General features: G+C 43.8%; 16 protein-coding genes, 1 tRNA gene and 1 riboswitch. Of the genes, 11 read left to right on the top strand and 6 right to left on the bottom strand.

Annotation, left to right across the window (positions count from 1 at the left end):
- Positions 1-244 precede the first annotated feature (244 nt).
- Genes ACFGVS_RS15430 through ACFGVS_RS15420 form a run of 3 tightly spaced genes read left to right on the top strand, consistent with a single transcriptional unit; the run spans position 245 to position 6030 of the window.
- A complete protein-coding gene (locus ACFGVS_RS15430; protein WP_439694636.1) occupies positions 245-3478 on the top strand; it encodes a SusC/RagA family TonB-linked outer membrane protein in 3234 nt (1077 codons plus the stop codon).
- 26 nt (positions 3479-3504) lie between these two features.
- Positions 3505-4941, top strand: coding sequence for a SusD/RagB family nutrient-binding outer membrane lipoprotein (locus ACFGVS_RS15425; protein WP_439694635.1), 1437 nt, complete (start codon positions 3505-3507; stop codon positions 4939-4941).
- Between the two features lie 27 nt (positions 4942-4968).
- Positions 4969-6030 (top strand): DUF1735 domain-containing protein, encoded by a 1062-nt coding sequence (locus tag ACFGVS_RS15420; RefSeq protein WP_090642536.1) that lies wholly within the window; start codon positions 4969-4971, stop codon positions 6028-6030.
- 311 nt (positions 6031-6341) lie between these two features.
- Here ACFGVS_RS15420 and ACFGVS_RS15415 read toward each other — a convergent pair whose 3' ends face one another.
- Positions 6342-6614 (bottom strand): DUF4242 domain-containing protein, encoded by a 273-nt coding sequence (locus tag ACFGVS_RS15415; RefSeq protein ID WP_439694634.1) that lies wholly within the window; start codon positions 6612-6614, stop codon positions 6342-6344.
- Between the two features lie 210 nt (positions 6615-6824).
- Between ACFGVS_RS15415 and ACFGVS_RS15410 the strand changes: the two genes are divergently transcribed.
- Both ACFGVS_RS15410 and ACFGVS_RS15405 read left to right on the top strand, forming a co-directional pair.
- Positions 6825-8552, top strand: a complete 1728-nt coding sequence (locus ACFGVS_RS15410) for a glycosyltransferase family 39 protein (protein ID WP_439694633.1) — start codon at positions 6825-6827, stop codon at positions 8550-8552.
- A gap of 263 nt (positions 8553-8815) precedes the next feature.
- Positions 8816-12640 (top strand): PAS domain S-box protein, encoded by a 3825-nt coding sequence (locus tag ACFGVS_RS15405; RefSeq protein ID WP_439694632.1) that lies wholly within the window; start codon positions 8816-8818, stop codon positions 12638-12640.
- 21 nt (positions 12641-12661) lie between these two features.
- Here the strand turns inward: ACFGVS_RS15405 and ACFGVS_RS15400 are convergent, their stop codons facing one another.
- From ACFGVS_RS15400 to ACFGVS_RS15380, 5 genes are all read right to left on the bottom strand, one after another.
- Positions 12662-13606 carry a PIG-L family deacetylase gene (locus tag ACFGVS_RS15400; RefSeq protein ID WP_439694631.1) on the bottom strand — a complete coding sequence of 315 codons (945 nt, stop codon included), beginning with the start codon at positions 13604-13606 and terminating at the stop codon, positions 12662-12664.
- Between the two features lie 25 nt (positions 13607-13631).
- A tRNA-Cys gene (locus tag ACFGVS_RS15395) sits at positions 13632-13704 on the bottom strand.
- A 125-nt stretch (positions 13705-13829) separates the two neighbouring features.
- Positions 13830-15269: a SusD/RagB family nutrient-binding outer membrane lipoprotein gene (locus tag ACFGVS_RS15390; RefSeq protein WP_439694630.1), complete on the bottom strand. Its 1440-nt coding sequence runs from the start codon at positions 15267-15269 to the stop codon at positions 13830-13832.
- Between the two features lie 5 nt (positions 15270-15274).
- Positions 15275-18457, bottom strand: coding sequence for a SusC/RagA family TonB-linked outer membrane protein (locus tag ACFGVS_RS15385; protein WP_439694629.1), 3183 nt, complete (start codon positions 18455-18457; stop codon positions 15275-15277).
- 428 nt (positions 18458-18885) lie between these two features.
- Positions 18886-19458: a peroxiredoxin family protein gene (locus ACFGVS_RS15380; RefSeq protein WP_274211604.1), complete on the bottom strand. Its 573-nt coding sequence runs from the start codon at positions 19456-19458 to the stop codon at positions 18886-18888.
- Between the two features lie 119 nt (positions 19459-19577).
- A riboswitch (SAM riboswitch) is annotated at positions 19578-19691 on the bottom strand.
- A 219-nt stretch (positions 19692-19910) separates the two neighbouring features.
- Here ACFGVS_RS15380 and ACFGVS_RS15375 point away from each other — a divergent pair.
- The 6 genes from ACFGVS_RS15375 to ACFGVS_RS15350 are packed head-to-tail and all read left to right on the top strand — an operon-like array spanning position 19911 to position 26133.
- Positions 19911-20264 (top strand): S-adenosylmethionine decarboxylase family protein, encoded by a 354-nt coding sequence (locus tag ACFGVS_RS15375; protein ID WP_439694628.1) that lies wholly within the window; start codon positions 19911-19913, stop codon positions 20262-20264.
- A gap of 1 nt (position 20265) precedes the next feature.
- Complete coding sequence (locus tag ACFGVS_RS15370) at positions 20266-21690, top strand: DUF4178 domain-containing protein (RefSeq protein WP_439694627.1); 1425 nt, start codon at positions 20266-20268, stop codon at positions 21688-21690.
- Positions 21690-21875, top strand: a complete 186-nt coding sequence (locus ACFGVS_RS15365; protein WP_439694626.1) for a hypothetical protein — start codon at positions 21690-21692, stop codon at positions 21873-21875. The genes ACFGVS_RS15370 and ACFGVS_RS15365 overlap by 1 nt, the downstream gene beginning before the upstream one ends.
- A gap of 5 nt (positions 21876-21880) precedes the next feature.
- On the top strand, positions 21881-23389 hold the full coding sequence (locus ACFGVS_RS15360; protein ID WP_439694625.1) for a polyamine aminopropyltransferase: 1509 nt from the start codon (positions 21881-21883) through the stop codon (positions 23387-23389).
- On the top strand, positions 23367-25052 hold the full coding sequence (locus ACFGVS_RS15355; protein ID WP_439694624.1) for an FAD-dependent oxidoreductase: 1686 nt from the start codon (positions 23367-23369) through the stop codon (positions 25050-25052). The genes ACFGVS_RS15360 and ACFGVS_RS15355 overlap by 23 nt, the downstream gene beginning before the upstream one ends.
- On the top strand, positions 25033-26133 hold the full coding sequence (locus ACFGVS_RS15350; RefSeq protein ID WP_439694623.1) for a hypothetical protein: 1101 nt from the start codon (positions 25033-25035) through the stop codon (positions 26131-26133). Before ACFGVS_RS15355 ends, ACFGVS_RS15350 begins: the two co-directional genes overlap by 20 nt.
- The last annotated feature ends 54 nt before the right edge of the window (positions 26134-26187 follow it).

The following is a 26187-nucleotide window of genomic DNA, read 5'->3' as shown; positions in this document are numbered from 1 at the left end:
TTAAGATAAAAAGGCTCATATTTGCGCTAAAAAGATACTTTGCTCTGTGTTTAATCGTCAATTAAGATGAATTTTTTATGAATTTTTGATATTTTAAAAAAAATTACATTTTTTGGTGTAAAAAGATGCAGATTTTTCTTTATTTTTAATAAAAAGTCGGTACTGTTAAAAATTTTATTTTATTGTTGGCGCGTTGGTGCGAAAATCATAATTTAGAAAATTAACTTAACTGATTTTTTATACAATGAAAAAACTTCTATTCACGAGTTTGTGTTTTCTGTTGTTATGCTTAACGCAGGTGCACGCACAAAACCGTACCGTTACTGGTACGGTTACAGCCAAAGACGATGGCCTACCCATCCCGGGGGTAACAGTAATTGTAAAAGGTACTACCTTGGGTACCCAAACCAATGCCGCCGGTAAATTTTCATTAAGCGTTCCGGCAAACGCTACCCTTACTTTTAAGTTTATTGGTTACAAAACAGTCGAAATGCCTGCCGTAGATCCTATTACTGTAGTGCTTACATCGGTAAGTAACCAGTTGGGCGAGGTTGTGGTAACGGGTGCGTTTAACACCAAGCAAACTTCACGCTCCATTTCTTATGCAGCACAGGTTGTAAAGTCCGATGCCTTAAACACTATTCGCCAGCCAAACGTTAACAATGCTTTGGCAGGTAAGGTTGCAGGCCTTCAGATTCGTAGCCAGTCGGTAGGTGCTTTGGGCCGTAACACTCAGGTAAGGCTTCGTGGTGCTACCGGTTTCGGTAACAGCTCAGGTGCACTGTATGTTGTGGATGGTACTATTCTGCCAAACTCCGATGATCTTAACCCCGATGATGTTGAAAATATCACTGTATTGCAAGGTCCTGCTGCCTCAGCGCAGTTTGGTTCTGCGGGGGCAAATGGTGCTATCGTTATTACTACTAAAAGAGGTGGCAAAGTTAAAGGTGTTGGCATCGAGTTAAATGCCGGTGTAAACTTTGATAAGGTTTACATATTGCCTAACTACCAAAACACTTATGCCGGCGGTGCCGCTGCAGATTTAATGCAATACCATTACAAAGCGGGCGATCCTGAAGGATGGAAAGCTTTGGATGGTAAATTCTACCCGGATTATACAGACGATAGCAGCTGGGGTCCTAAAATGGTAGGCCAGGAGTATATTCCATGGTATGCATGGGCTCCGGGAACCAAATATTCGTTTAAAACGGCCAGCCTTGTTGCCCAGCCAAACAACGCGCGCAATTACTTCGAAACAGGTACTACCCTTAACAACGGAATTGCCTTCACAAAATCGGCCGATGATTATAACATCAGGATGTCGTACAACAATCAACATGTAAATGGTATCGTTCCGTATACCGCCCTGATGAAAAACGTGTTTAATTTAAACGTTAATTACGATTTAGGTAAACACTTTACTGTTGGCGCCAACGTTAATTTTGTTAGCCAGAAGGTACATGGTAATATAAGCGATGGTTACGCCAATGCTTCTACCGGTAACTTTAACCAGTGGATGCACCGCGACCTTGATATGGGGATCATGAAGGAGTTAAAAGACCTGACAAGCCCTGATGGTACATTGGTAAGCTGGAACCACCAGAACCCAACATCATACACTGCCGACGATCCTGGTTATTTTTATGCCGGTAACTACTGGTACAACATGTATAAAATAGCCGAGCTGAATACCAAAGATAATCAGCGCGACCGTTTTTATGGTAACGTATATTTACAATATAAGCTTAACAAGGATTTTAATATTAAGGCAACTTATCGTAAAAATTCAAGAAGCGAATGGCAGGAAGAATTCATTCCTGCTATCCTTCAAAAAAGCGGATCACAAACAGGTGTAAAGAATTATTACCGTACTTACAATGTTTATGAGAACCGTGAAAACTACGAGTTGCTGGCAAACTACAACAAACAGATTGCTGATTTTAAAATTGATGTAAATGCAGGTAGCGATATTTATAACAGGAGCTACAAGGATAATGGTGGTAACACTGTTGATGGTTTAAGCATTCCCGATCTTTATAATATAACTAACTCGGTTAGCGCGCCATCAGTTTTTAACACCCGTACAAACGAGCAATACAGGGCATTATTTGCAAAGGCTACATTAGGCTACAAAAACTTTTTATTTATAGATGGAACTGTACGTAACGATTGGTTTTCCTCATTATTCCCTCAGGATAACAGCGTATTAGCTAAGTCATTTGGTGGTTCATTCGTATTCAGCGAGCTATTGCCACAGTTTAATAACTGGTTAAGTTTTGGTAAGGTAAGGCTATCTTATGGTGAAACCCCACAAGCGCTTGCAACTGCTACCGATAACTACGGCGGATACAGGAATAACACTGTTTACGGTGTTAACCAATACAAATTTGGTACAAATATATTAATGAATACTCCCGACCAAAGTGTTGACCCGGCCTTACACGGTGCCGTATTCAAACAAACAGAGGTAGGTTTGGATTTAAGGTTCCTTAACGATAGGTTAGGTTTATCTGCTACTTATTATGCAGGTACAGATGTTGATTTCCCAGCATCAGTTACCGTTAACCCTGCCAGCGGTTTTTCAAGCATATTAACCAACTTTGGTAAAATTCAAAGAAAAGGTATTGAGCTTACCTTAAGTGGCACACCGGTACGCATCAACAACTTTAACTGGGATGTAACCATCAATGGCGCACGCCAGCTACAAAATAAAGTTGTGGAGGTTAGCAAAAAATATGGTGTAACCCGTTACACTAATCCGAATGATCAGGTTTGGGGAACAGATATGCCTTACATGGTGTTCCAGGAAGGTAAAGAGTGGGGCCAGATATATGGTAACGGCATAAAACGTAATGCCGCCGGCGTTCCAATTATTGCCGCTAACGGTATGTATGCTAATGATCCGAACGTGTATTTTGGCAGCGTGCTTCCAAAATGGACCGGTGGTATCCAAAACTCATTCACCATTTTTAAGAGCTTTGTGCTTAATGCCAATATCGATTACCAGGTTGGCGGTAAATTTGTTTCATTATCAAACAGGTGGGGACAGTTTAGCGGGTTAACTGCTGCAACTGCCGCGCTTAATGATAAAGGGGTTCCGGTTCGTGACCCTGTAGCCGACGGTGGTGGTGTTAAAGTTAGCGGTGTTGACGCGGATGGTAAATCTGTTTCTAACTACATTGATGCTAAAACCTATTTCCAGGGTTTAACTAACAACAAAACTTACGATTCATATATCTATGATTTAACATTTGTTAAACTTCGTGAGGTTTCCATCGGTTACAAAATACCGGTAGCTAAATTAGGTTTAGGAAAAGTTATCCAGTCGGCAAGGTTTGATATCACGGGGCGTAACTTGTTATTGATCTATGCCAAATCAAAAGATTACGATCCTTCTGAAATTAGCTCACAACAAGGTGAAACCGGCCAGTTACCAGGCACAAGGGGCTTAGGTTTTAATCTTAAGGTAACCTTCTAAGCAAACACAAATTAGATTCAACGAAAATGAAAAAGAGATATATTTATACACTAACAGCCGCGTTTGTTTGGTTAGGCACGGGCTGTAACAAGTTGAAAGACTTTGGTAGCGTTAACCAAAACCCTACCGCAACAACACAGCCTATTATAGCTGGGTTGTTAACCAATGCCCAGGTAAGTGTTACCGGCCTGTCGTCGACAGGTACCCCTGCAATATCAGGAGGCCAGTACGCGCAATTTTTTACTGAAACCCAGTATTCTGGTACATCGTTATATACTTTGCCTCAGAATGATTTTACACCTTACTACTCCGGCCCGTTATATGATTTGCAGAATATCATTAACCTTAACCAAAGCAAGGCATCATCTGCAGTAGCCAAAATTTTACAACAATATATATTTTGGGTAGTAACAGATTCATGGGGCGAAGTTCCTTACAGCGATGCTTTAAAGGGCTTAACTGCTATTCAGCCGAAATATGATACGCAGGAGACTATTTATAAGAGCATAATAGCCACTTTAACATCTGCCCAGGCCGAGCTTGATGGCTCGTCATTAGCAGGTGATGTAATTTACGGTGGTGATGTTGCTTCATGGAAACGTGCTGCAAACTCTATTAAACTATTAGCTGCTGTTCAACTGTCAAAGGTTGTGCCTGCTGCAAGCGGTTACGCTGCAACAGCCGTTAAAGAAGCTATTGCTGCCGGCGTTATCGAATCAAACAGCCAGAATATGAAAGTAACTTTCCCCGGTGGCGGTATCAAAAGCCCCTGGTATAACTTGTACGATGGCCGTAAGGATTTTGCAGAATCGGCTACCATGACCGATATACTTAAAGGCCTTAATGATACCAGGCTTAGCGTATACGGTGGTAAAAGCGAGGCCATCGGCAACACAGAATCATCTGATATTGGTGTAACCTACGGTTTGGCCCGTAACAACGTGCTGGCATTTATTGAAGCTAACCCCAACTGGGCGCGTGTAATGCGTGGCGATTTCCGTACAACTACCGGTTCGGTAACTATTGTTACTGCGGGTGAGGTTTACCTTGCAAGGGCAGAGGCGGCGTCATTAGGATGGACCTCAGAACTTGTTGCAACTGATTACGTGGCTGGTATCACAGCTTCAAACGGTCAGTGGGGCTTAGCAGCACCAACCGCTGCTTATATTGCAGCTGCACCTCCAACCATTGCCAACATCACTATCCAAAGGTGGATTGCAAGTTACCCTGATGGGCACCAGGCATGGGCTATCTGGAGAAAGTCGGCTACTACTGCTAATCCAAAAGGTTACCCTGCACTTAATCCTGCACCAGATGCTGTTAATGCTTCTAAAAAGATTGTAAGCCGCTTTGTATATCCTACAAATGAGTATAGCTCTAATGAAATTAATGTAAAAGCTGCGGTTGCCAGGCTTACAGGTGGTGACACCCAGGACGCTCACGTATGGTGGGATGTAGACTAATCAATTGTAACTATTAATAAAAAAGACATGAAAAGGAATAAATTTTTAAATCATATTCTTCTTGCCTGCTCTGTTTTGGTAATGTTTTCTGCCTGCCGTAAGGTGCCGGCTGGCGACTTATCAAATGAGAACCCAACAGCAGGAACCAGCTATATTGGTATCCCTACCGGTATGGAAAATTCGAATTTTTTCGACCCATTTACTGACATAAAAACAGTAAATGTGTTCACCGTTAAAAAAGATGCGGCAAATAATACAGACCTTAAAAAGCCCGAGAAAATTGTGTTAACTGCCCTGCCTGATGCCATAACTAAATACAATGAGAAAAATGGCAAATCGGTTGAATTATTGCCTCAATCATTTTATACACTGGGTACCGGAGCTGATATAACACAGGCTTCAAGTGGTAATCTTACATTTGCATTCGCCTCAGGCGATTTTTCTAAGGACTTCATTATAAAGCTTAATGGCAGCAAATTGGATCTATCTAAAACATATGCGTTGGCGTATAAAATTACCAGCACTGATGGGTTAGCTATTCATGCTGCAAGTAAAGATACCATGTACGCATTTTTCAGCGTGAAAAATAAATGGGATGGTGTTTACCAGGTAACCAGCGGAACAATGGTTGATAAGACTAATGCTGCATTTACTCACCCCAATAACTGGTTAGCAGTTTATGGTATTTCAGACAACGGATCGCCGACCAATGGCCCCATGGAATACGAATTGAGGACCATATCTGCCACGCAGTGTGTACTGTATGATAATTATATCTTTGGTACTGTGGCTACGCCAATAACAACCGGTACAGCTTCTGATAATATAAGTTATTATGGTAGTTTCGGATTGATTTTAACCTTTGACCCTGCTACCAATAAAGTGGTAAGTGTGACCAATTATTACGGACAACCTGCTGGTAATACCCGTTATGCTCAACTGGATCCAAGTGGTGCTAATGTTTATGATCCAAGTTCCAAAACTGTCACAATTAAGTATAATATGTGCCAGCCATCGGTAATAGCTGATCCGCCATTTGTCAGAACAACCTGGGACGAAGTTTGGACTTATAAAGGTGCGAGGGAATAAACTGATAAGATAACATGATAAAAAATATCGAACCTGCAGGTAACGCGTACTGTGTTGTTCAGGAAGATATTGCCCATAAATAAAATCTTGTTCTATAGTTAATTAAAAGGGCTGCCCGGTTTGGGTAGTCCTTTTTTATTTGTGAAGATTTTCCACATTTAGCCACTATAGCTTGGCGTTTCTTAACTTATAGAACCCTTATCATCAATAACCATCAACAATATAATTCATTTCGGCCAAGCAAAATGCTCTTGTTAATAGCTGCATTTTATTTGGCTTTAATTTCCTTACTTGTTTTATTTCAAAATCAATTATTCGGCAGTTGTTGGGTCGATGATAGTTGAAACTTTACTTACCGAGTTTGCCGGGAATCCGCCCTGTGCAGCATGTTCTCTAACCATATCCTCGTTGGGTGCGTTATAAATGCAATATATTTTATTATCGGTAACATAGCTTTGCACCCACTGAATTTGAGGGCCCATACTGCTCAATACTCCGCATGATGTTTGCGAAATGGCTTTCAACTGTTCGGCCGAAAGATTACCCGCTCCGGGTATTTCTCTTTCAATTACATACTTTGGCATAATGTTTTTAGATTTTTAATTTATGTTTATAACACATTAAAGTTATAAAACAATTAATGGTTAATTGGAGAAGTTACTACTTTTTTTCTGCTAATCAATGAGTTAGGTTTATATGTTGGCAAGCAATATTCAAAAAATATCTCGTAAACCATGCCTTTTCGGCTTGGCGGTTTTATTATACCTTTACGTTATTAATAGCTAACAAAATTAATGCAGGATACCGCCATCAATAATGTGCAGCCCGTTGCTAAGCAAAACAAGCTTATTATCTATTTTTTATTGTTATGGACGGCGCTAAACATCCTGCAGGCCGCCACCCTGGAGGTACATGCGGATGAGGCCTACTACTGGCTCTATTCGCGCTTTATGGATTGGGGTTATTATGACCACCCGCCCATGGTGGCTGTATTTATCCGGGCGGGCTACGGATTAATCCATAACAGTTTTGGCCTGAGGCTGCTTACCGTTATATGCAGCAGTTTATCACTTTGGTTTATCTGGCTCACACTTAAAAAATATAGGGTAGATGCGCTTACGTTTATCCTGGTAGTATCCGGTATTTTTGTGTTTCATATTTATGGCTTTATTACCACGCCCGATGCGCCGCTGCTTATTTTTACGGTGCTGTTCCTGTTCTTTTTACAGCAATACCTTGAACAGGATAGCTGGAAGCTGGCGCTGATATTGGGTGTAATAGCCGCGTGTTTGCTGTACAGTAAATACCACGGCATATTACTATTGGGCTGCACGGTGATATCAAGTCCTAAATTGTTTAAGCGGGCATCGTTTTATGGCATAGTGGTATTGGCGCTGGTACTGTTTATACCCCATATTTTATGGCAGGTTAATAACGAATTCCCGTCTATAAGTTACCACCTGGCCGAGCGCTCGGATAAGCCCTACGATCTGTCTTTTTCCTATAATTATCCGTTAGGACAATTGTTAATGGCCGGCCCTTTAATTGGATGGCTGCTGTTTTACAAGGGCTTCACCCTGCGTATGAAAGATGCTTTTACCAGGGTGCTGCTGGTAAATAGTATTGGCATTCTGCTGTTTTTTTTCCTGACATCGTTTAAAGGCGAAGTGCAGCTGCATTGGACGCTTATTGCCTATGTGCCGTTGTGCATGCTGGCGCTCATTCATTTTACGCAGCCGGGTAGTAAACCAGCCTGGTTTAACCGTTTGGCGATAATTAACATCGGGCTGATTGTTTTTGTAAGGCTACTGATTATAGCCGGCCCGCCTATACTAAAACAAATGCACGCCCTCCGGATTTTTTACGATTTTGAAGATTGGGCAAAACTGGTACATGACAAGGCGGGCGATAACTACGTAATTTTTAACGAGGGCTTCCAAAACCCGTCAAAATATAATTTTTACAACAATACTTTAAAAGGCTTTGATTACGACCCGCGCTATTACCGCCGAACACAATACGAGTTTTGGCCGATAGAAGACAGCCTGCAGCACAAACGGGCCTATTATGTATTAGAACATCCTCAGCCAGGTTTCAGTACAGATACCATCAATACACCCGCAGGCACCTGGTATGGTGGCTGGGTAGATGATGTGCGCACCTATCAGAAAATTGAATTTGAAGCAACAGAAAAGGAAGAGGTGGTAGCACCGGGCCAACAAAAGGTTTTTGATTTAACATTTAAAAACCCTTACCGGGTGCCTGTTAGCTTTAGCAACAAAGGCCAGCTTCACCAGGTTATTTTTGAAGCCAGTTTTATTGTTGATACCGACGTGTTTAGTAGCCAAAGGGCCGACGACAACTTTTACAACATCAGCCTGAAACCGGGCGAAACAGCCCACTTTAAGTTTAATGTAACAGCGCCGGCCAAACCAGGTAAGTACCAGTTGGTGTTTTCGTTACTCACCGATCCGTTTAACGGCGGGCGTAACAGCAAGGCAATTGCATATACGGTAAAATAATAAAATCTATTTATTGGGCACCGCAACCAATTTCTGTTATAGCAAAATTCCCTGGCTGGGCGTCATCGTTTAAGCTTAAATAGGTCATAGATATTCCGCCAGGTGTAAAAAGTGATAAAATCACATTTATTAACAGGTATTTACACATCTTTATTTTTAATATTTCGTACAATTACCGCAAAAGGAGCGTGATGTTCGGAGGAAGTAGATTTTTCTGTAATATTACGGTAATACCATCCTAAATTTTATCCATTTAGTTAGCTATGTTAAGTTTCAAGATTAAGATACTACACATCGAAAACGTACAAGAAGATGCTCTCATGGTTAGGCAGGCACTTGACGAAGCCGGCGTGGTTTTTGAGAAGCTGGACATAAGCGAGCATGCGGACTACATTACCGCACTCAAACAATTTAACCCGGATGTAATACTTACCAATTGGCAAACACCAACCATTACTTGCCTTCAGGCTTTAAATATACTTAAAGAGCAAGCCCTCTTTGTTCCGTTAATACTTGTCACCGATCGCACTTCGGAGGAGGTTGCAATAAACGCCATGATGGACGGCGTTGCCGACTACTTATTGAAAGACAGGTTACAGCGCTTATCCATCGCCATCTTTAATGCTATGGAAAAGGCTATGCTAATTGCGGAGAACAAACAGTATGTTACCAGAGTCGCAAAAAAGCGGTCGTTTATAAAAGAAGTCGAAAATGTTGCCCACATCGGTATTGTTGAGGTTGACCTTGTAACGCAGGGGCGTAATTGGTCGGATGGGGTGTTTGAAATTTTGGGCTATCTCCCGGGAGAATTGGAGTCTTCGTTTCAGTCTATTGCCAAATGTGTACATCCGGATGACGTTGATCAGTTTATTGCAGATGGTGAATATGGCATGGCAAATTTAGATGTTCTTGATTTACAATACAGGATAGTTACGCCATCGAAACAAGTAAAATTTATCCACTCCAAATTAGCCATCATCCGGAACGATCTTGGTAAGGCGGTTAGGGCTTACGGCACTATACAGGACATTACCGAACTAAAAGTAGCCGGGCAAAAGTTAAACCAGGCAAGCCAGGAATTAAACAGGCTTTTTAACACGCTCGACGATGTGCTGTTTTCCAGGGACATGATTAACAACAAGCTCATCCAGATTTCGCCCGCCTGCGAAAAATTATATGGCTATAAATCGGAAGAATTTCTGAATAACCCTGATTTGTGGAATTTAACGCGACATAAAGATTACAAAAGTGTTTTTCTGGAAATGTTTGAACAGCTTTGCAGAGGAGAAACAGTTGTTAAACAATATAAAATAGTTCATAAAATAAAAGAGATAAAATGGGTAGAGAGCAAAGTTATACCAACCATTGACAAAGATGGCGCACTCATACGGATAGACGGTGTTACCCGCGACATTACTGAGAACAAAAGGATTGAACTTGAATTGCAGCAAAGTGAGCAGCGCTTCAGGGAATTAATAGATAACAGCAGCGATATTATTGTATTGACCAATGAGTTCGATCAGTTGATTTATTCCAGCGAGAATGTTAGCAAAATAATGGGTTATACTAAACAAGAGTATAATAATATAAGGCTTAAGCCCGACTTTGTACATGAAGATGACAGGGCGCTTCGTGGAAGGGTTTCATCAGAGAGCCACCAAAAACCCGGTAAAATAATTCCTTTTTGTCTGCGCTTTAAACACAGTAGCGGCTCCTGGATGTGGGTTGAGGGTACGGTGGTAAACTTGTTGCACGTGCCGGCGGTAAATGGAATATTGGCTAACTACCGCGATGTTACCGAACGTAAAAATGCAGAAGCTCAAGCCGAAAGAAGCCGTGTTCATTTACGCAAAATGTTTGCTATCCAGGCGGCTATTTTGGATGCCTTACCCCCACAGGTAGCCTTGCTTGACGAACATGGTTGTATTGTTACAGTAAACAAATCATGGAGGAATTTTGCCGGCCAGAATAATTTGCCCGAGGCCAGCTACAGTGCTGGTTTTAATTACCTGCAGGTTGCCGGGAACGCTACCGGGTTGGATAATGAGCAAGGATCAATGATATACCGGGGTATTAAAGATGTAATGTCCGGAGATCGTACTGATTTTTCGATAGAATATCTTAAAGATACCTCATCGGGCAAGAAATGGTTTCAGCTTGTAGCAGCGCCCTTAGCTGGCCTGATGCAAAAAGGAGCTGTAATATTAAATGTTGATATATCTGACCGCAAAATTATCGAAAACAACCTGGTACTTAGCGAGCAAAGGTACAGACAGATAGCCGAGACCGCACAGGAGGGTATCTGGGTTATTGATAATGAATTGAAAACAATTTTTGTGAATAAAAAGATGTGCGATATGCTGGAGTACGAAGTTCATGAAATTATGGGTAAGCACAATTACGACTTTAAGCACGATAGCAATAAAATACAAACCCTTGAAAGACTTACACAAAAAGAACTTGGTGTAGTTGAAACCCACGAATCTACTTTTATCACCAAAAATGGCAAACGGTTAGTATGTAATGTATCTACCAATGGTATTTTTGATCCGGGTGGAACCTATGTAGGCACCCTGGCCATGATCACAGATATTACCGGAAGAAAAGTACAAGAAGAAGCGCTAAGAAAATCAGAAGCCAATTTATCTGCCATTATCGAAAACACTACCGACTTGGTTTATTCGCTGGATAAGGATTTAAAATTCATAACCTTTAATAACCAGTTTAAAAACGCCATTAAACACGTGTATGGGCTGGACGTAGTTCAGGGGGCATCGGTACTTGATATGCTTGCTGGTTTTGATCCTGTAACCGCCGGGAAATGGAAAGAGAATTACGCAAAGGCATTGGCCGGCGAGACACAGCACTTTGTAAATGAATACCCTTATGGCGACGGTAAAATTTATTTAAGCTATTCCATAAACCCGATACGGGAAAGGGGTAAAGTGATTGGGTTATCCTGCTTTTCGCGCGATATCACAAAGCAAAAAATGGATGAGGCTGCTATTATCAAATCGGAAGCCAACCTTAGGTCGGTATTTGAAAACACCGACCTTGCAATCATTATGTTTGATAATGAGCTTAATATAGTTTCATTTAATACCAATGCTGCCAAACAATCTGCAAAATTCTTTGGTAAAAAACTAAAGGTTGGCAAGTCGGGATACGACTATTTTATTCAGAAAAGGTTATCATTTATTAACAACGTTATTGACCGGGTGAAGAAAAAGCAGCCTGTTAGTTATGAAACCTTTTATGATGTACATGACGGCGTTACTCAGTGGTTTGAAGTAAAATCGGTAGGTGTTTTTAAAGATAAAAAAGAAATGGTGGGCATCATCCTTACGCTAAAAAATATCACCGAAAGGAAAAACGCTGAATTAGAACGCGAACGGATGACTGCCGATATGATAAAACGAAACCAGGACCTGGAGCAATTTACTTACATCATATCACATAATTTAAGGGCACCTGTGGCCAATATAAAAGGACTGTCGGGATTGCTTTATGATTTTGAGATGCCAGATCCCGAATACCGGTTTCCGCTGGATGCGCTTGCAACATCTATAAACCACCTGGACCAGGTCATACTCGATCTTAACCAGATATTACAGGCTGGTAAACAGGTAAATGAAAAAAAGGAACTTGTTATTTTGCCGCAACTGGTAGATGACATCAAACTGGAAATTCAGCTGATGATGCAACAAAACAGCGTGATGATCAGCTGCGATTTTGCAACCATTGATGAGCTTTTTACCATTAAGAGTTACCTATACAGCATTTTTCAGAACCTTATCATCAATAGTATTAAATACAGAAGTGTTAGTATCGCTCCTGTAATTCACATTAAATCTGTTTTAGATAACGATAAGGTTATCCTTTATTTTGAAGATAATGGGAAAGGTATTGACCTGGCAAAATCCGGCGATCAGTTATACGGGTTATACAAGCGTTTTGACTTTAGTGTTGAGGGTAAAGGAATGGGCCTTTTTATGGTAAAAAAGCAGGTTGAAAGCTTAGGCGGCCAAATAAATGTAAAAAGCCAGCCAGGCAATGGGACTCAATTTATAATTGAATTGCCATTGTAACAATCTGCTTTTTTCCATACCTCATTTAGATTTGGAGAACAATGGCTTTGCATCCTGGTAGCTTTTGGGCAGGTAAGGGGTATAACTCAGCGCCCGGAACAAAGCCCTGGTTTTTTGTAAACCTCCATTGCCATTCACGGCAAAGTACCAGAAATGTTCCACATCGCCATCGTTCATTGTCATTTGGGTAACGCCCTGTGATTTGTGCTCGGCAATTTCCCAGTTGGCTATTACTTTGTAGTTTACCCTGTTTTTGTAGCTGAAGGATGCGGTGCGGTCTACCTTAAAATTTGCCGTATCCGTCAACGGCATGGTTTGCGCATAGCTGCTGTCGCCCTTGAACCGGGTAACGGTATCGGCCTTGTTGCAGGTAGCCGCACCTAAAATAACCGGCCTGTTATCGGCAGGCAATGTGGTTATGGCATTTAAGGCAATCAGCGCGGCGGCTTTATGTGCGCCATGGGTGCCTGTTTCGGGCAACAGGGTAAATATAAAGTCGTAATGATTGCTGGTTAAAACCTGGCGCAGGCGGTTATTTACCGTATTGACATTCCAGCTGGTATCCAGCGGTTCCTTTTCGTTTGAAGTATAGTGGGCATCTTTTTGATCGATGAAATAATATTCGTTTACGCCCAAAATGTGGCCGGCGTTTACCAGTTCGCGCTTGCGGATGCGTGGCAGGTTGGCGCGGCCGGTTTTCTCATCGGTTAGCTCAATGCCGTAATAGGTTTCGGCCAGGGTGGCATATTTGTAGCCGGCTTCACCGTTGGTTATTACAAAAAGGTCGACAATGCCATGCTGCTCTTTGGCAATTTTGTATAGCGTTACCGAAAATGTACTCTCATCATCGGGATGCGCCATAACTACCAGTATACGCGGCCTCGCGGCTGTAACCTGCGCCCTGCCCTGCTTTAATCCTCCCAAATAAAATACAACAGTTAATAATAGTACAATCAGCTTTTTCATAGCCTATTTTTAAGGTTAAACCCGGAGGCGTGAGGGCGGATTCGAACCGCCGTAAAGGGTTTTGCAGACCCCCGCCTGAACCACTCGGCCACTCCGCCTTTTTTACAATGCCTATCAATTAATGCCACTTAAAGCAAATCAGCTTTAAGCTTTTAGCATTCTGCTTTCGGCTTTAAAAGCGGCCATGCCGGGTATCAACCCCAAACATGGCCATTTATCATTTTTAATTTACATCAAACCATAGTTTGGTTGTCAGCACGTCAGCACCCTGGCTGGCTACCGCCGCCTTGTAGTTGGCGCCGTTTAACGATTGCTCTGTGCCGGGGTAAATAAACCTTACCGACAGTTTACCGTTTAGCGTACCCGCTACAGCTGGCTGCAGCTGCGGGTAATCAAGCCTGCGCCACTCGGTGAAGGCTTCCAGTCCCTGGCCAAAAAGGGCTATCCATTTTTGCTCGCCAATTGATTTTTTGTAATTGGTGGCATCGTATTGTACAGCTGGCAGGGCGGTGTAAGTAGCAATGTCCGCATCGGCAATGCTGTATTGTTTTAATGAAGCAGTTACAGCCTGTTTGTATAAGCCGGCCGCATCCCCGGCAATAAAACCGCGTGCTACGGCTTCGGCCTGGTCAAACAAGGTTTCAGCATAGCTGATGATCACCGCGGGTGCGTGCGGTGCTAAAAAGTAAGTTCCCGGTTTTGATGTTTTGGTGAAGCCCAGGTTGCTGGCATCGCCAACCAGCAGGCCGTTGGGTATACCCACGTAAGTTTGCGGTGTGGCATCCTTGGTTTTGCTGGCGTACACCGGCAAGCGCGGATCATTCAGCGCAAACAACTTATCGACAATAGTTTTGCTGATGCGGTAATCGTCGCGGGTATCAAATAAATTGCTGATGGGGTTTTGGTTCGGCGAATCTACATAGGTAAACTGCGCGGTTTCGGTATTGGCGCTTATAAAGCTGCCGCCCTCGGTTTGTATATCGGCCAAAACCTGTTTGGCTTTCGCGGGCTCCCTATCTGCAATCCTTAACGCAATGCGCAGGCGCAACGAGTTGGCAAACTTTTTCCACAAGGCAATATTGTTGCCATAGATAACATCGCCGGCAATGGCTTTTCCTGAGGGGTCAAGCGCGGCTTGGGCGGCTTTTAAATCATCAAGCAGGGCAAAATAAACATCCTTTTGGGTGTCATAAGCCGGGGTGAGGTACTGATCGATATTGGCTGCCTGCTTGTAAGGGATATTGCCGTATGCCTCGGTAAGCAAAGTAAATACCCATGAACGCAATACCAGCGCTACACCTTTGTAGTTGGTATTTCCCTGCGCGTCGCCCAGTTTAATGATCTGGTTAAGGTTAACTATACTTTTTGAATAACCTACCGTCCACAGCTCCTGGAAAGCGCTGTTGCTGTATATATACCTGTCGGGATCGGTATATTGAATTTTGGCCCAGTATTGTACAAACAGCAGGCTGGCGTCCATGTTATTGGCTGTGCCCCAATAGGTATCGGCAGTAACCTTGCTTGCTGCCGTGAGCAGGTAATCGGGCTGTGCCGTTTGCGAGTTGTTAGGGTTCTGGTTGATTTTTACCAAGTCTTTTTTGCACGATGCTGCCGATAACAACAGCGCGCCTGATAATATGAGGGTTATATATTTAAGTTTCATGGTTATTAAAATTTAAGGTTGATGTTAAAGCCTATGTTGCGTACGGTTGGCAGGGTAAGGTCTTCCAGGCCCTGGCCATTGCCGTTGTTAAAGGCAGTTTCAGGATCGATGTTTGGCGCGTTTTTGTGGATTATCCACAAGTTGCGGCCAACCACAGATAAGGTTGCCGATTGCAGGCCAACGCTTTTTACCCAGTTTGAAGGGAAAGTGTAACCCAGTTTAACCTCGCGCAGTTTAATGTACGATGCATCGTAAACAAAAGCTTCATCAACATTGGTAAACCCTTTGTAATATGATTGGGCAGGTAGTATGGTAGTATTGGCAGTACCATCGGCTTTTACGCCTTTAAATATCATACCATCGTTGTACACGGTTACACCTGCGGGCGCGCTGCCGCTTACCTGTACCGCACCTGCTGATGCATTATTGCCCGGATAATAATAGCTGATACCGCCATTTGCCGCCCCGCGCCCCGGCAGGGTTGAGGCCAACACGCCGGTATAGGTACCTGTGCGGTTGGTGTTTGAATAGATAGACCCGCCAAACCTGGCATCAACAAGGAAACCAAGGTTTATGCGTTTGTAGGTAAAGCTGTTATTGATGCTGCCCAGCCAGTTAGGTGTAAATTTGCCCAGGTATTGTTTGGTTGGATTGATAACCGGGGTACCATTGGCGCCTATTACAATTTGCCCGGATGCATCGCGGGTGTAGGCGTTGCCATATAGGGTGCCATAAGGCTGGCCAAGGGCTGCCAATACCTGTACGGTACGGTCGCTTCCTAAAATGATGCTTTGCAGGCGGCCTTCATCATCCAGCTTAACTACTTTACTGCGGTTAAGTGAGTAGTTGGTGGTAATATTCCACGTAAATTCTTTTGATTTGACGGGCGTTAATCCCAATTGTACCTCGATGCCCTTATTGTTGATGCTGCCGCCATTGATCAGTTTTTGGCTGTATCCGGTTGATGGGCTTACATCAACGGTAACAATCTGGTTTATACTATTGGTATTGTAGGCGCTTACGTCCAGGTGAACCCTGTCCTGGAAAAAGCCCAGCTCAAAACCGGCCTCGGCCGATGTGGTGGTTTCCGGTTTCAGCTTGCTGTTTAAATCAACAGTGCCCAGGCTTTGCTGCGGGTTTGAACCAAAAGGAGCGGTGAAATTGTAGTAATTGATGAGTTGGTAAGGGGTTGTTGCCTTACCCACTTTCGACCATCCCCCGCGTAATTTGGCGTAGGTTAAAATGTCGCTTTTAATATCAAGCGCCTCTGATAGTATCAAACTGCCGTTAACCGAAGGGTAAAAGTAGGATAGGTTGGCCGCAGGCAGGGTCGACGACCAATCGTTACGGCCGGTAAGGTTAATAAAGGCGTAGTTTTTAAAACCTATTTGTGCCGATGCAAAGTAGCTGTAAGTTTTAAGCTTGCCATAGTAATTGGATGATACCAGCGGATCGCGCGAGTTACTTAATGTGTACAAGCCCGCTACCGCCAGTTTAGGTGCCACCTGGTCGTTTTGCTCATTTAATATGGTGCTGATGTTGCCACCGCCCAAAACATCTAACGAGAAATCGTTATTCAGCTTTTTAGTGTATTGCAGCCTGGCTTCGGTATTGGTTTCGTTTACCGTGTAAGCGTCTTCTTCGTATGACCCGAATGGGGTGCCGTTGGTTCCGTAAGCTACTTTAATTTTGCGCCTGTCGTTATAATAATCAGTCCCGGTGCGGAAATTGGCCGATAAGCCTTCAATGATCTTATAATTCAGCTCCACACTTCCTATAATGCGGTTTTTGTGTTGCCCTACCGTGTTTTCATAAGCCAGCCAGTAAGGGTTACTATAGTAGCTGTTGTTCCAGTTAAAGGTGTTCCCGTTTGCATCTTTATAATTTTTAAGCTGGCTGATATCAACCTGGCGGCCAAACCATGTAAACTGTAACATGGTGCTGGTTGCACGCCTGCCACCGGCGCCGGGCAGGTTATCGGCGTCGTCTTTAATATAATTGGCAATGGTAGTAACCGTTAATTTAGGGCTAAGCTTGAAGGTGGAGTTTAATAAAAACGAGTTACGGCCCTGCGAGGTGTTAGGAACAATACCCGTTTGGTGCAGGTTATTGTACGACAGGCGGTAGTCGGCCTTATCGCTGCTGCCTGCCAGTGCTACGCCGTTATTTAAGGTAACGCCCGTATTAAAAAAGTTTTTTACATTATCCGGATGGGCTACAAACGGAACAGCCTGGCCGTTGGAGTAAAACTGCGGAATAAGCGATCCATCCAAAGCGGGGCCCCAGCTTTCGTCAACGCCATCGTTAACGCCGCCGCCTTTGCCGTCTACATAGCTAAACTTGCCGTTTGATCCCTGTCCGTATTCGTTCTGGTAATCGGGCAGAATGTTTACGGTAGAGAAGCTGGTGTTGGAGTTGATGGTAACGCCAAGCCCTTTTGTGCCTTTACCTGTTTTGGTTTTAATGAGGATAACACCCGCCGCGGCCCGGTAGCCGTAAAGTGCCGCCGCGTTTGGCCCCTTAAGCACACTTACCGATTCGATATCCTCGGAGTTAAGATCGGCTATGGCGTTGGCAAAATCCCTTGAACCATTGGTGCCTAAAAACTGGCTGTTATCTACAATGACGCCATCAACCACAAATAAAGGTTGATTGTTGTTTCCTATCGAGGTTTCGCCACGGATAATGATGCGCGACGAACCCATATCCCCCTGGCTGTTGGTAACCTGTACACCGGCAATTTTACCTGCCAGCGCATTCACCAGGTTGGTTTCCTTAGCCTCCGAGATATCTTTTGATTTTAAACCCTGAACCGAATAGCCCAAGGTCTTTTTATCTTTTGAGATATTGAGCGCTGTTATCACCACCTCGTTAAGCGAGTTGGGGGCATCCTGCAGCACAATTTGCAGGTTGGTTTCGGCTTGTTTAACCGTAATTTCCTGCGTTGCAAAACCGAGATAGGACACTTTAAGCACATCGTTAATATTGGCGTTCAGGCTGAATTTGCCGTTGGTGTCGGTTTGTGCACCATTGGTGGTGCCTTTAACAGCTACACTTACACCGGGTAGGGGCAAGCCATCGGATTTAGCGGTTACCGTACCGCTTATTTTAACAGATTGCGCTGCAACTGTTTGGATGAGAAAAAAAGGCAACAGGATTGCCAGTAAAAATTTGTAGTTTTTTAACATGATAGTTAATGATTAATAGTTTTTATTGCCAGTACAGCAAAGCCAGCCAACAATATTTTGGGCATAGCAATGCCCGCTGTTGAATTTATAGTACCGGTAAATGATTGTTGATTGTATTGGTTATAAGCAGAGGCGGCCAGCTGCAGCAGGGGACCCAGGGCTAATAACCGTTGCTGTTATTTAACAGCAACAACGCATACCCTGCATATACAGGTAAACAGAAGCGGAGAAGAACGGTACGAATTTACTGGCAGGGAATACGCTTGGAAAAGGTGTTCTTGTTGTTTTCATAACAATTTGATATATAGATAGTAGTTTGGGCAATTTAATATTAAGAGTGTCCTGAACATCGATTGCCGGGTAATTAACATCACAAACAGATTTGATGAACCTAAATCAATTTAGCTTTTAGCATTCTGCTTTAAGCTTTAGTTTACAGATGCAGTTTTATTGTTCACCAATGCATCAACTACTTTTAGCATCGATGCAAACTCCTGGGTATCATAAAGGCGGGTGAGGTATACAATTTTGCCGTCTTTATCAATAACCACGTTGCGGGTTACACCACTTTTTTTGTTGGCAAATCGACCAAAAATATCAGCACCAGGATCAAGCGCCAGCGGGTAGCTGATATTCATTTCCTGCTGAAAATGCTGCACTTTTTCAAGCGGCTCATCCCTGTCGACCCCGATAAGTACCAGGCCTTTGTTTTTATAGGCCTGCCATACATCTTTTTCAAGGTGGGGCATTTCCTGGCGGCATACGCTACACCAGCTGGCGGTAAATTGTAGGATAACTACCTTACCCCGAAGCTGTTTTAATGAAGTTTGGGTGCCATCGGCAAGCACCAGTTTAAAATCGTCGGGAGCCTGATCGCCGGTTTTAACGATATAACCGCGATCAGTTGATACGGGTAGGGGAGCCGGCGTTACGGTTTGCGCCCCGGCCAAATAGCCGCTTATTAATAATGAGCAGGTGATGAGTAGCTGTTTAATTTTCATAACGTAAATTTTTAACTGCATTTAATGCAGGATTAAAAGCGCTGAAACTTAATTAAACAAGAAATTTGGACGATAACGATATGATGAGTGCAGCTATAAAGCTGCCGGTAACGTAACATACATTATCTTTTCCGCGAATTAATAGCGGACAGGAATTAGCACCTTTATAACAATTGGGCTTACAGGTTGCTAAGACATCATAGGGCCTTTCCCTCCGTCTTTCTTGATAATTAAATTAAAGAACTGTTTGATGATGCAAATGTATAATATATATCTACTAAATACATAGACATTATATAATTTAATTGTCATGAAATGGGAAGGGGGGAACGCCGGTTTTGAACGCTAGTCACGACTCACCCCGGCGAGGCTCCGCCATACTTGTTTTTCGCCTCGCCCATATTCCCATCAAATAATTTTTATATATTTATTCCCGAAAATGAATAACCTTGATGCCTTATAAACCCGGATTACATTTATTATCTGAATTCAGTACCGATAAACCTAACCTGTTACAATCAAGTGCGGCCTGCAGGCAGTTGTTTAATCAGCTCATCGATACCTATCAGCTAACCAAAGTTGGCGAAGTTTACCACGATTTTGATGGCGGCGGCTTTACGGCTGTGGTCTGCTTAACCGAATCGCATATGTCTATCCATACCTGGCCAGAGTATGGTATGGCCACTTTTGATGTGTTTTTATCCAACTATCAAAAACAGAACGACGATAAGGCACGCGCTATTTACCAGGGTGTTATCGCTTTTTTTGAAGGCGTGGAAATACAGAAAAACGAAGTAAAAAGGTAATATGGCAGCTACACTAAACCCCAAAGCGTTCCCTTTTTCGAGCGAAATAACCTGCCCCGGTTGCCAGCACAGTATTACTTTGTATGATCAGATAGGCTGTGAGGCTGTAGTTTGCCCGCAATGCCGGTCTTACCTGCTTTTTAATGATGCGGGCAGGCCTTATGTTGAGCAGAAAATTCACGTTTTAAAATTTAAGCCTGTTATGCCGTTAGGCACTACAGGTACATTAAAAGGTGTGGAGTACAAGCTGATTGCCTACCTGGAAAAGAAGGAGGGGGCAACCCGGTATGAGTGGCGCGAATACATGCTATACAATTATGCCAAAGGCTATGCCTTTCTATCGGAGTATGATGGCCACTGGAGCCTGATAGCCGGCGCCAATTTTTACCCCGATTTGGCAAGTGTAAATTGTATTTATGGCAACGAGGCCGAATATGAAGGCAATACCTATCTTAAATATAACGCTTACAGCCCGGTTATAACGGCCATGATAGGTGAGTTCGACTGGGATATATCCGCCGAAAAATTAAGAGCTAAAGAGTTCATAGATCCGCCTTATATGCTCACCAGCGAGGAAAACATCAAAAAGTATGTTACCGATTGGTACCTGGGCGAATACCTGGAAGAGGCGGAAATAGCGGCGGCTTTTAATATACCTGTTGAAAGCCTTCCCGAAAAAATTGGTATTGGTGCAAACCAGCCATCAAAATACAAAGCCAGGTGGCTGGCCGCTTATAAAATAAGCGGCATTGCCGCATTAGCGTTCCTGCTGGTGCAGCTTTCTGTTATTTGGCTTAGGCCCGAAAAGGTATTACTATCTGATACTTATGCATTAGCTATGCCTCCCCATGTGCCGGATACGTCAAAACATGTAAGCACCGCGCTTGATTCTTTAAGAAACCGCACAGCGCCTGCGCCGGCCGATTCCTTAAACTCCTTTGCCCCTGATGCTAATGGCAATTATGAGTTTAAGTCCTTTAAAACCCCCACATTTATCATACCTGATGGACCTGTACCTTTAGAGTTTGAGTTGAACTCGCAGGTTGATAACAACTGGCTGTCGGCAACGGTGGAGCTGGTAAGCGAAAAGGACAACCAAACCTGGAGCATATCAAAGGATATTGAGTATTATCATGGTTATGAGGACGGCGAAAGCTGGTCGGAAGGGTCATATACACAAACTGTGCTTTTGTCAGAAATTCCTGCCGGTAAGTACCACATCAACATTTATCCTTATGCAGGCACAAGGGATGTTTCATCGCTGTTTATTAAGGTTACCGAAAGTGTTACCCTATGGCGCAATGTATTGGTTACGCTGCTGCTGCTTTGCCTTTATCCCTTATACTGCTGGTACCGGATGCGCAAATTTGAAACAAACCGCTGGATGAACAGCGATTTTTCACCCTATCAAAAAGATGACGAATAATGAAAACAGGAGCCATAGGATCAAACGCAATATACATAGCCATTGTGGCCGCCATTGTAGGCTATTATTCATATGCCGCTTTTGATGGCCTGGCCTTTTGGCAAAGTAACGATGTGCAACGCAACGCCAGCTACAACGGCACCGTAGCGCACTCGGGATACGGGGTTAGGTTTTATCATAAATAATAGTCATGAACAAAAAACTTCCCGTTCTTTTACTCGTATCGGTTTTTATTATCGCCACCTGCGGGCTTATTTATGAGCTGATAGCGGGCACACTGGCCAGCTACCTGCTGGGCGATTCGGTTACCCAGTTTTCTACCATTATCGGGGTTTACCTTTTTTCGATGGGGCTGGGTTCATGGGTATCCAAATACTTTGATAAAAACCTGCTGGCCTGGTTTATCCGTATCGAAATACTGGTTGGCCTGGTGGGCGGTACAAGCTCATCTATCCTGTTCCTTGTTTTTGAAAGTGTAAGTTCGTTCCGTATTATATTATACGGACTGATATCCCTTACCGGCATCCTTGTAGGGCTGGAAATTCCGTTGCTGATGCGTATTTTGCAAAATAGGTTTGAGTTTAAAGACCTGGTATCAAAGGTGTTCACTTTTGATTATATAGGCGCTTTAATAGCCTCGCTGGTATTCCCGCTGTTGCTTATCCCATACCTGGGTTTGGTGCGCACAGCCTACCTGTTTGGTATGCTGAATGTACTGGTAGCTTTAATTACGTGTATCAATTTCAGGCACGAAATTAAAGGGGCTAAATATTTGCAAAGCGCGTCCATCATCAGTATGCTGGCCTTGCTGGTTGGTTTTGTGTATGCCAATACCATTACCAGTTTTTCGGAAAGTTTAACCTATAGCGATACCATCATTTTTTCGAAAAGTACGCCTTACCAACGTATCATCATCACCAAAAAAGGCCGCGACCTGCGCTTGTTTTTAAATGGTAACCTGCAATTTAGTTCGGTTGATGAATACCGCTATCACGAGGCGCTCATTCACCCTGTATTACAGGCCCTGCCCGATGCCAAAAATATTTTGGTGATGGGCGGCGGCGACGGACTGGCCGTACGTGAAATTTTAAAGTATCCGCAGATTGAAACCGTTACTTTGGTTGATTTGGATAAAGAAATGACCAAACTGTTCCGCACCAATGATATGCTGCTGAAGCTGAACCGCCGCTCGTTATTATCGCCTAAAGTAACCGTGATGAATGCCGATGCCTTTTCATGGGCCCGGGCGCAGCACAAAACCTATGATGCCATTATTATTGATTTTCCCGATCCTTCCAATTACTCGGTTGGCAAACTATATACCAATACTTTTTATGCCATTGTAAAGCATTTGCTTAACCCCGATGGCATTATGGTGATACAATCCACCTCGCCCTATGTGGCGCCAAAATCATACTGGACGGTGGAGAAAACCCTGCAATCAGTTGGTTTGCATACCGTACCCTACCATAACTATGTGCCCTCGTTTGGCGAGTGGGGCTATATTATGGCCATGACCAAGCCGGTATACAAAGTGCCCGATCATTATTTGCCGGGCCTGCGTTTTATGTCGAAAGCCTGTTTGGAGCAGATGTTATATTTTCCGGCGGATATGGCCAGGGTACCGGCGCAGGTTAACAAACTGAACAACCAGATACTGGTAAAATATTTTGAGGATGAGTGGTCGACCGTTTTATAGCCGCAGCAGCGGGATGAAGCCGACCAGTCGCCGCGGGTTTATTTTGCAGGCGGGTTTGGTTACCGGGGCCATATTGCTTAATGGCTGCATCCGCAGGTTAAGCGGTGGTAAACCGGAGTATGCCCATATAAAAGGCAAATTGGCCGGCCCCAATGCCAAAGCCGGCCATGCCTTGCGCGATAAACTGCCCATGCCGGCGCCCACCACACAGCAAACGGTTAAAATATTAATTATAGGCAGCGGTATTTCGGGCCTATCGGCGGCCAGGTGGCTGTTAAAGCAGGGCGAAACAAATTTTCAATTGCTGGAGCTGGAAGATCATGTTGGCGGTAATGCTTACTTCGGAACGAATGAAGTATCGGCCTATCCTTTAGGTGCGCATTATATCCCCATTGTAAATAACGAAGATAAGCTGCTAATTGAATTTTTGCAGGAACATAACGTAATTACCCATTTTGACGAAAAAGGACTGCCCTTTTACAACGAGTTTTACCTATGCTTTGACCCTGAAGAGCGGCTACTGATAAACGGCCACTGGCAGGAGGGCATAGTACCCGATTTTGGTGTGGCCGATAGCGACAGGAAACAGATCATCCGTTTTTTTGCCCTGGTTATCCAGCTAAAAAACGCGAAGGGCAACGATGGCAGGTATGCCTTTGATATCCCTTTGGATAATAGTTCGGCCGATGATGCCTACCGGAAGCTGGACAGGATATCATTTAACGAATATTTGAAAGATAACGGCTTCGATTCGCCTTACCTGCTCTGGTACCTAAACTATTGCTGTAAGGACGATTATGGAACGCCGGCCCAAAACGTAAGCGCCTGGGCGGGGCTGCACTATTTTTCGGCCCGCAAAGGTACCGCGTCCAACGCCGATCCAAACGCTGTAATTACCTGGCCCGAAGGTAACGGCTGGCTTATGAAACGCCTGCGCGAAACAGTAAAAGACCATATTAAAACGGGCCACCTGGCTTACGATGTCCAAATAGCAGCAGGTGGCAAGGTCGCGGTAAAGGTGCTCGACCTGAAACAAAATACATCCGCTGTTATTTATGCGGATAAGGTGATCATGGCATCGCCACAGTATGTTAACCAAAAGTTGCTGAAAAATACTATACGTCCGGGGTTTGATGCGGGTAAGCTGCATTATTCGCCATGGCTTATTGCCAATATTACAGTTAATAAATTACCCTCGGCAGCCAAAGGCATGGTGCTGTGCTGGGATAATGTGGCCTACAATACGGCGTCGGTAGGGTATGTAAATGCCAACCAACAGGATATTAAACTGGTAGAACAACAAAAGGTGCTTACCTACTATTTGCCCCTTTGCGATAAAGAGCCCCGTATTGCGCGGCTGGCCGCCTACACCCGCACCTATGAGCAATGGATGGATATTGTGGTACCCGAAATGGAACAAATGCACCCCGGTATAACTGAGTGTATTGAGCAGGTGGAGTTTTGGCTGTGGGGCCATGGGATGATCAGTCCATCGGTTAATTATATTTGGGGCGATAACAGGCAACAGGCGCGGTTGCCCATCAACAACCAGGTATTTTTTGCGCATACCGATCTGAGCGGGGTATCTATTTTCGAGGAAGCATTTCACCAGGGCATAAGGTCAGCACAACAGGTTTTAGCAGATGAACACGCAGCAATATAGTAACCAGGAACAGCCCTGGATAAAAAGCCGTCTTGTGGATGGCATTTTTATCCTGTCGCCCCCGTTTATTGCCTTACTTATTGTGGCGCTGTTCCCGGCGCAGTTTAAAAACTCGGGCCTGATGCCGGTTCAATATTGGGTGGTACTTATTGTGATGATAGATGTAGCCCATGTGTACAGCACGCTTTACCGTACTTATTTTAACCCGGTATCTTTTAAGCAGCAGCGGCATTTACTATTGGCCATCCCCTTGTTTTGCTACATGGGCGGGGTGATGTTGTATGTTGGAGGCGGCATTTATTTTTGGCGCGCGCTGGCCTACCTGGCAGTGTTCCATTTCATCAGGCAGCAATATGGTTTTATGCGTATTTACTCGCGCCAGGAAAAACAAGGTTGGATTTTTAGGTATATTGATAACGCGGCCATTTACATCGCTACCATTTACCCCTTATTATACTGGCATTTTACCGGCTACAAAAAAAACTTCAACTGGTTTGTCGATGGCGATTTTGTGCTTTTCCATTTTGACCATCTCCTGGTGGTTTGCAAGGCGGTTTACCTGCTTACCATTTTGTTATATTTTGTGAAAGAAATTTGGGTTTTTATTACCACAAAACAGTTTAATTTACCCAAAAATGTATTGGTTTTTGGCACTTTTTTGTCGTGGTATTTCGGCATCATTTACTACAATGGCGATATGGCTTTTACCACCTTGAATGTGGTTTCGCACGGCATTCCTTACATGGCTTTAGTATGGATTTACGAGCAAAAGAAATTTACCGGCGAGGCTAAGCCCAAAACAACCTTCCTTAAAATTACCTTCAGCAAGTATGGTGTGCTATCCTTTGTGGGCCTGCTCATCCTGTTTGCCTATTTTGAAGAAGGCCTGTGGGATGGCCTGGTGTGGAAAGAACACGCTTCAGTTTTTAAACCCTTTGCCACCCTGCCCGCCATCAACAGCGATTTGCTGCTGGCGCTTATTGTACCTCTGCTGGCGCTACCACAATCTACCCACTATGTACTGGATGGCTTTATCTGGAAGATGAAGAGACAGGATGCCGGCGAGAGGGCAGTACTTTAAAATTACCCTGATTTTAGAATCAGAGCGTTTGGTTGATTAACAATCCGAACGCCT

It is taken from the genome of Mucilaginibacter sediminis, assembly GCF_051903035.1.
Lineage (GTDB): Bacteria > Bacteroidota > Bacteroidia > Sphingobacteriales > Sphingobacteriaceae > Mucilaginibacter.
The sequence above is the reverse complement of the archived record's forward strand: the minus strand, read 5'-3'. Positions and strand labels throughout refer to the sequence as shown.

Coding starts and splice junctions, on each gene's coding strand:
- ACFGVS_RS15400 (WP_439694631.1), bottom strand. CDS start 13,606: ATGAAAAAGCTGATTGTACTATTATTAACTGTTGTATTTTATTTGGGA.
- ACFGVS_RS15405 (WP_439694632.1), top strand. CDS start 8,816: ATGTTAAGTTTCAAGATTAAGATACTACACATCGAAAACGTACAAGAA.
- ACFGVS_RS15415 (WP_439694634.1), bottom strand. CDS start 6,614: ATGCCAAAGTATGTAATTGAAAGAGAAATACCCGGAGCGGGTAATCTT.
- ACFGVS_RS15420 (WP_090642536.1), top strand. CDS start 4,969: ATGAAAAGGAATAAATTTTTAAATCATATTCTTCTTGCCTGCTCTGTT.
- ACFGVS_RS15350 (WP_439694623.1), top strand. CDS start 25,033: ATGAACACGCAGCAATATAGTAACCAGGAACAGCCCTGGATAAAAAGC.
- ACFGVS_RS15380 (WP_274211604.1), bottom strand. CDS start 19,458: ATGAAAATTAAACAGCTACTCATCACCTGCTCATTATTAATAAGCGGC.
- ACFGVS_RS15385 (WP_439694629.1), bottom strand. CDS start 18,457: ATGTTAAAAAACTACAAATTTTTACTGGCAATCCTGTTGCCTTTTTTT.
- ACFGVS_RS15370 (WP_439694627.1), top strand. CDS start 20,266: ATGGCAGCTACACTAAACCCCAAAGCGTTCCCTTTTTCGAGCGAAATA.
- ACFGVS_RS15390 (WP_439694630.1), bottom strand. CDS start 15,269: ATGAAACTTAAATATATAACCCTCATATTATCAGGCGCGCTGTTGTTA.
- ACFGVS_RS15375 (WP_439694628.1), top strand. CDS start 19,911: ATGCCTTATAAACCCGGATTACATTTATTATCTGAATTCAGTACCGAT.
- ACFGVS_RS15410 (WP_439694633.1), top strand. CDS start 6,825: ATGCAGGATACCGCCATCAATAATGTGCAGCCCGTTGCTAAGCAAAAC.
- ACFGVS_RS15355 (WP_439694624.1), top strand. CDS start 23,367: ATGAGTGGTCGACCGTTTTATAGCCGCAGCAGCGGGATGAAGCCGACC.
- ACFGVS_RS15360 (WP_439694625.1), top strand. CDS start 21,881: ATGAACAAAAAACTTCCCGTTCTTTTACTCGTATCGGTTTTTATTATC.
- ACFGVS_RS15430 (WP_439694636.1), top strand. CDS start 245: ATGAAAAAACTTCTATTCACGAGTTTGTGTTTTCTGTTGTTATGCTTA.
- ACFGVS_RS15425 (WP_439694635.1), top strand. CDS start 3,505: ATGAAAAAGAGATATATTTATACACTAACAGCCGCGTTTGTTTGGTTA.
- ACFGVS_RS15365 (WP_439694626.1), top strand. CDS start 21,690: ATGAAAACAGGAGCCATAGGATCAAACGCAATATACATAGCCATTGTG.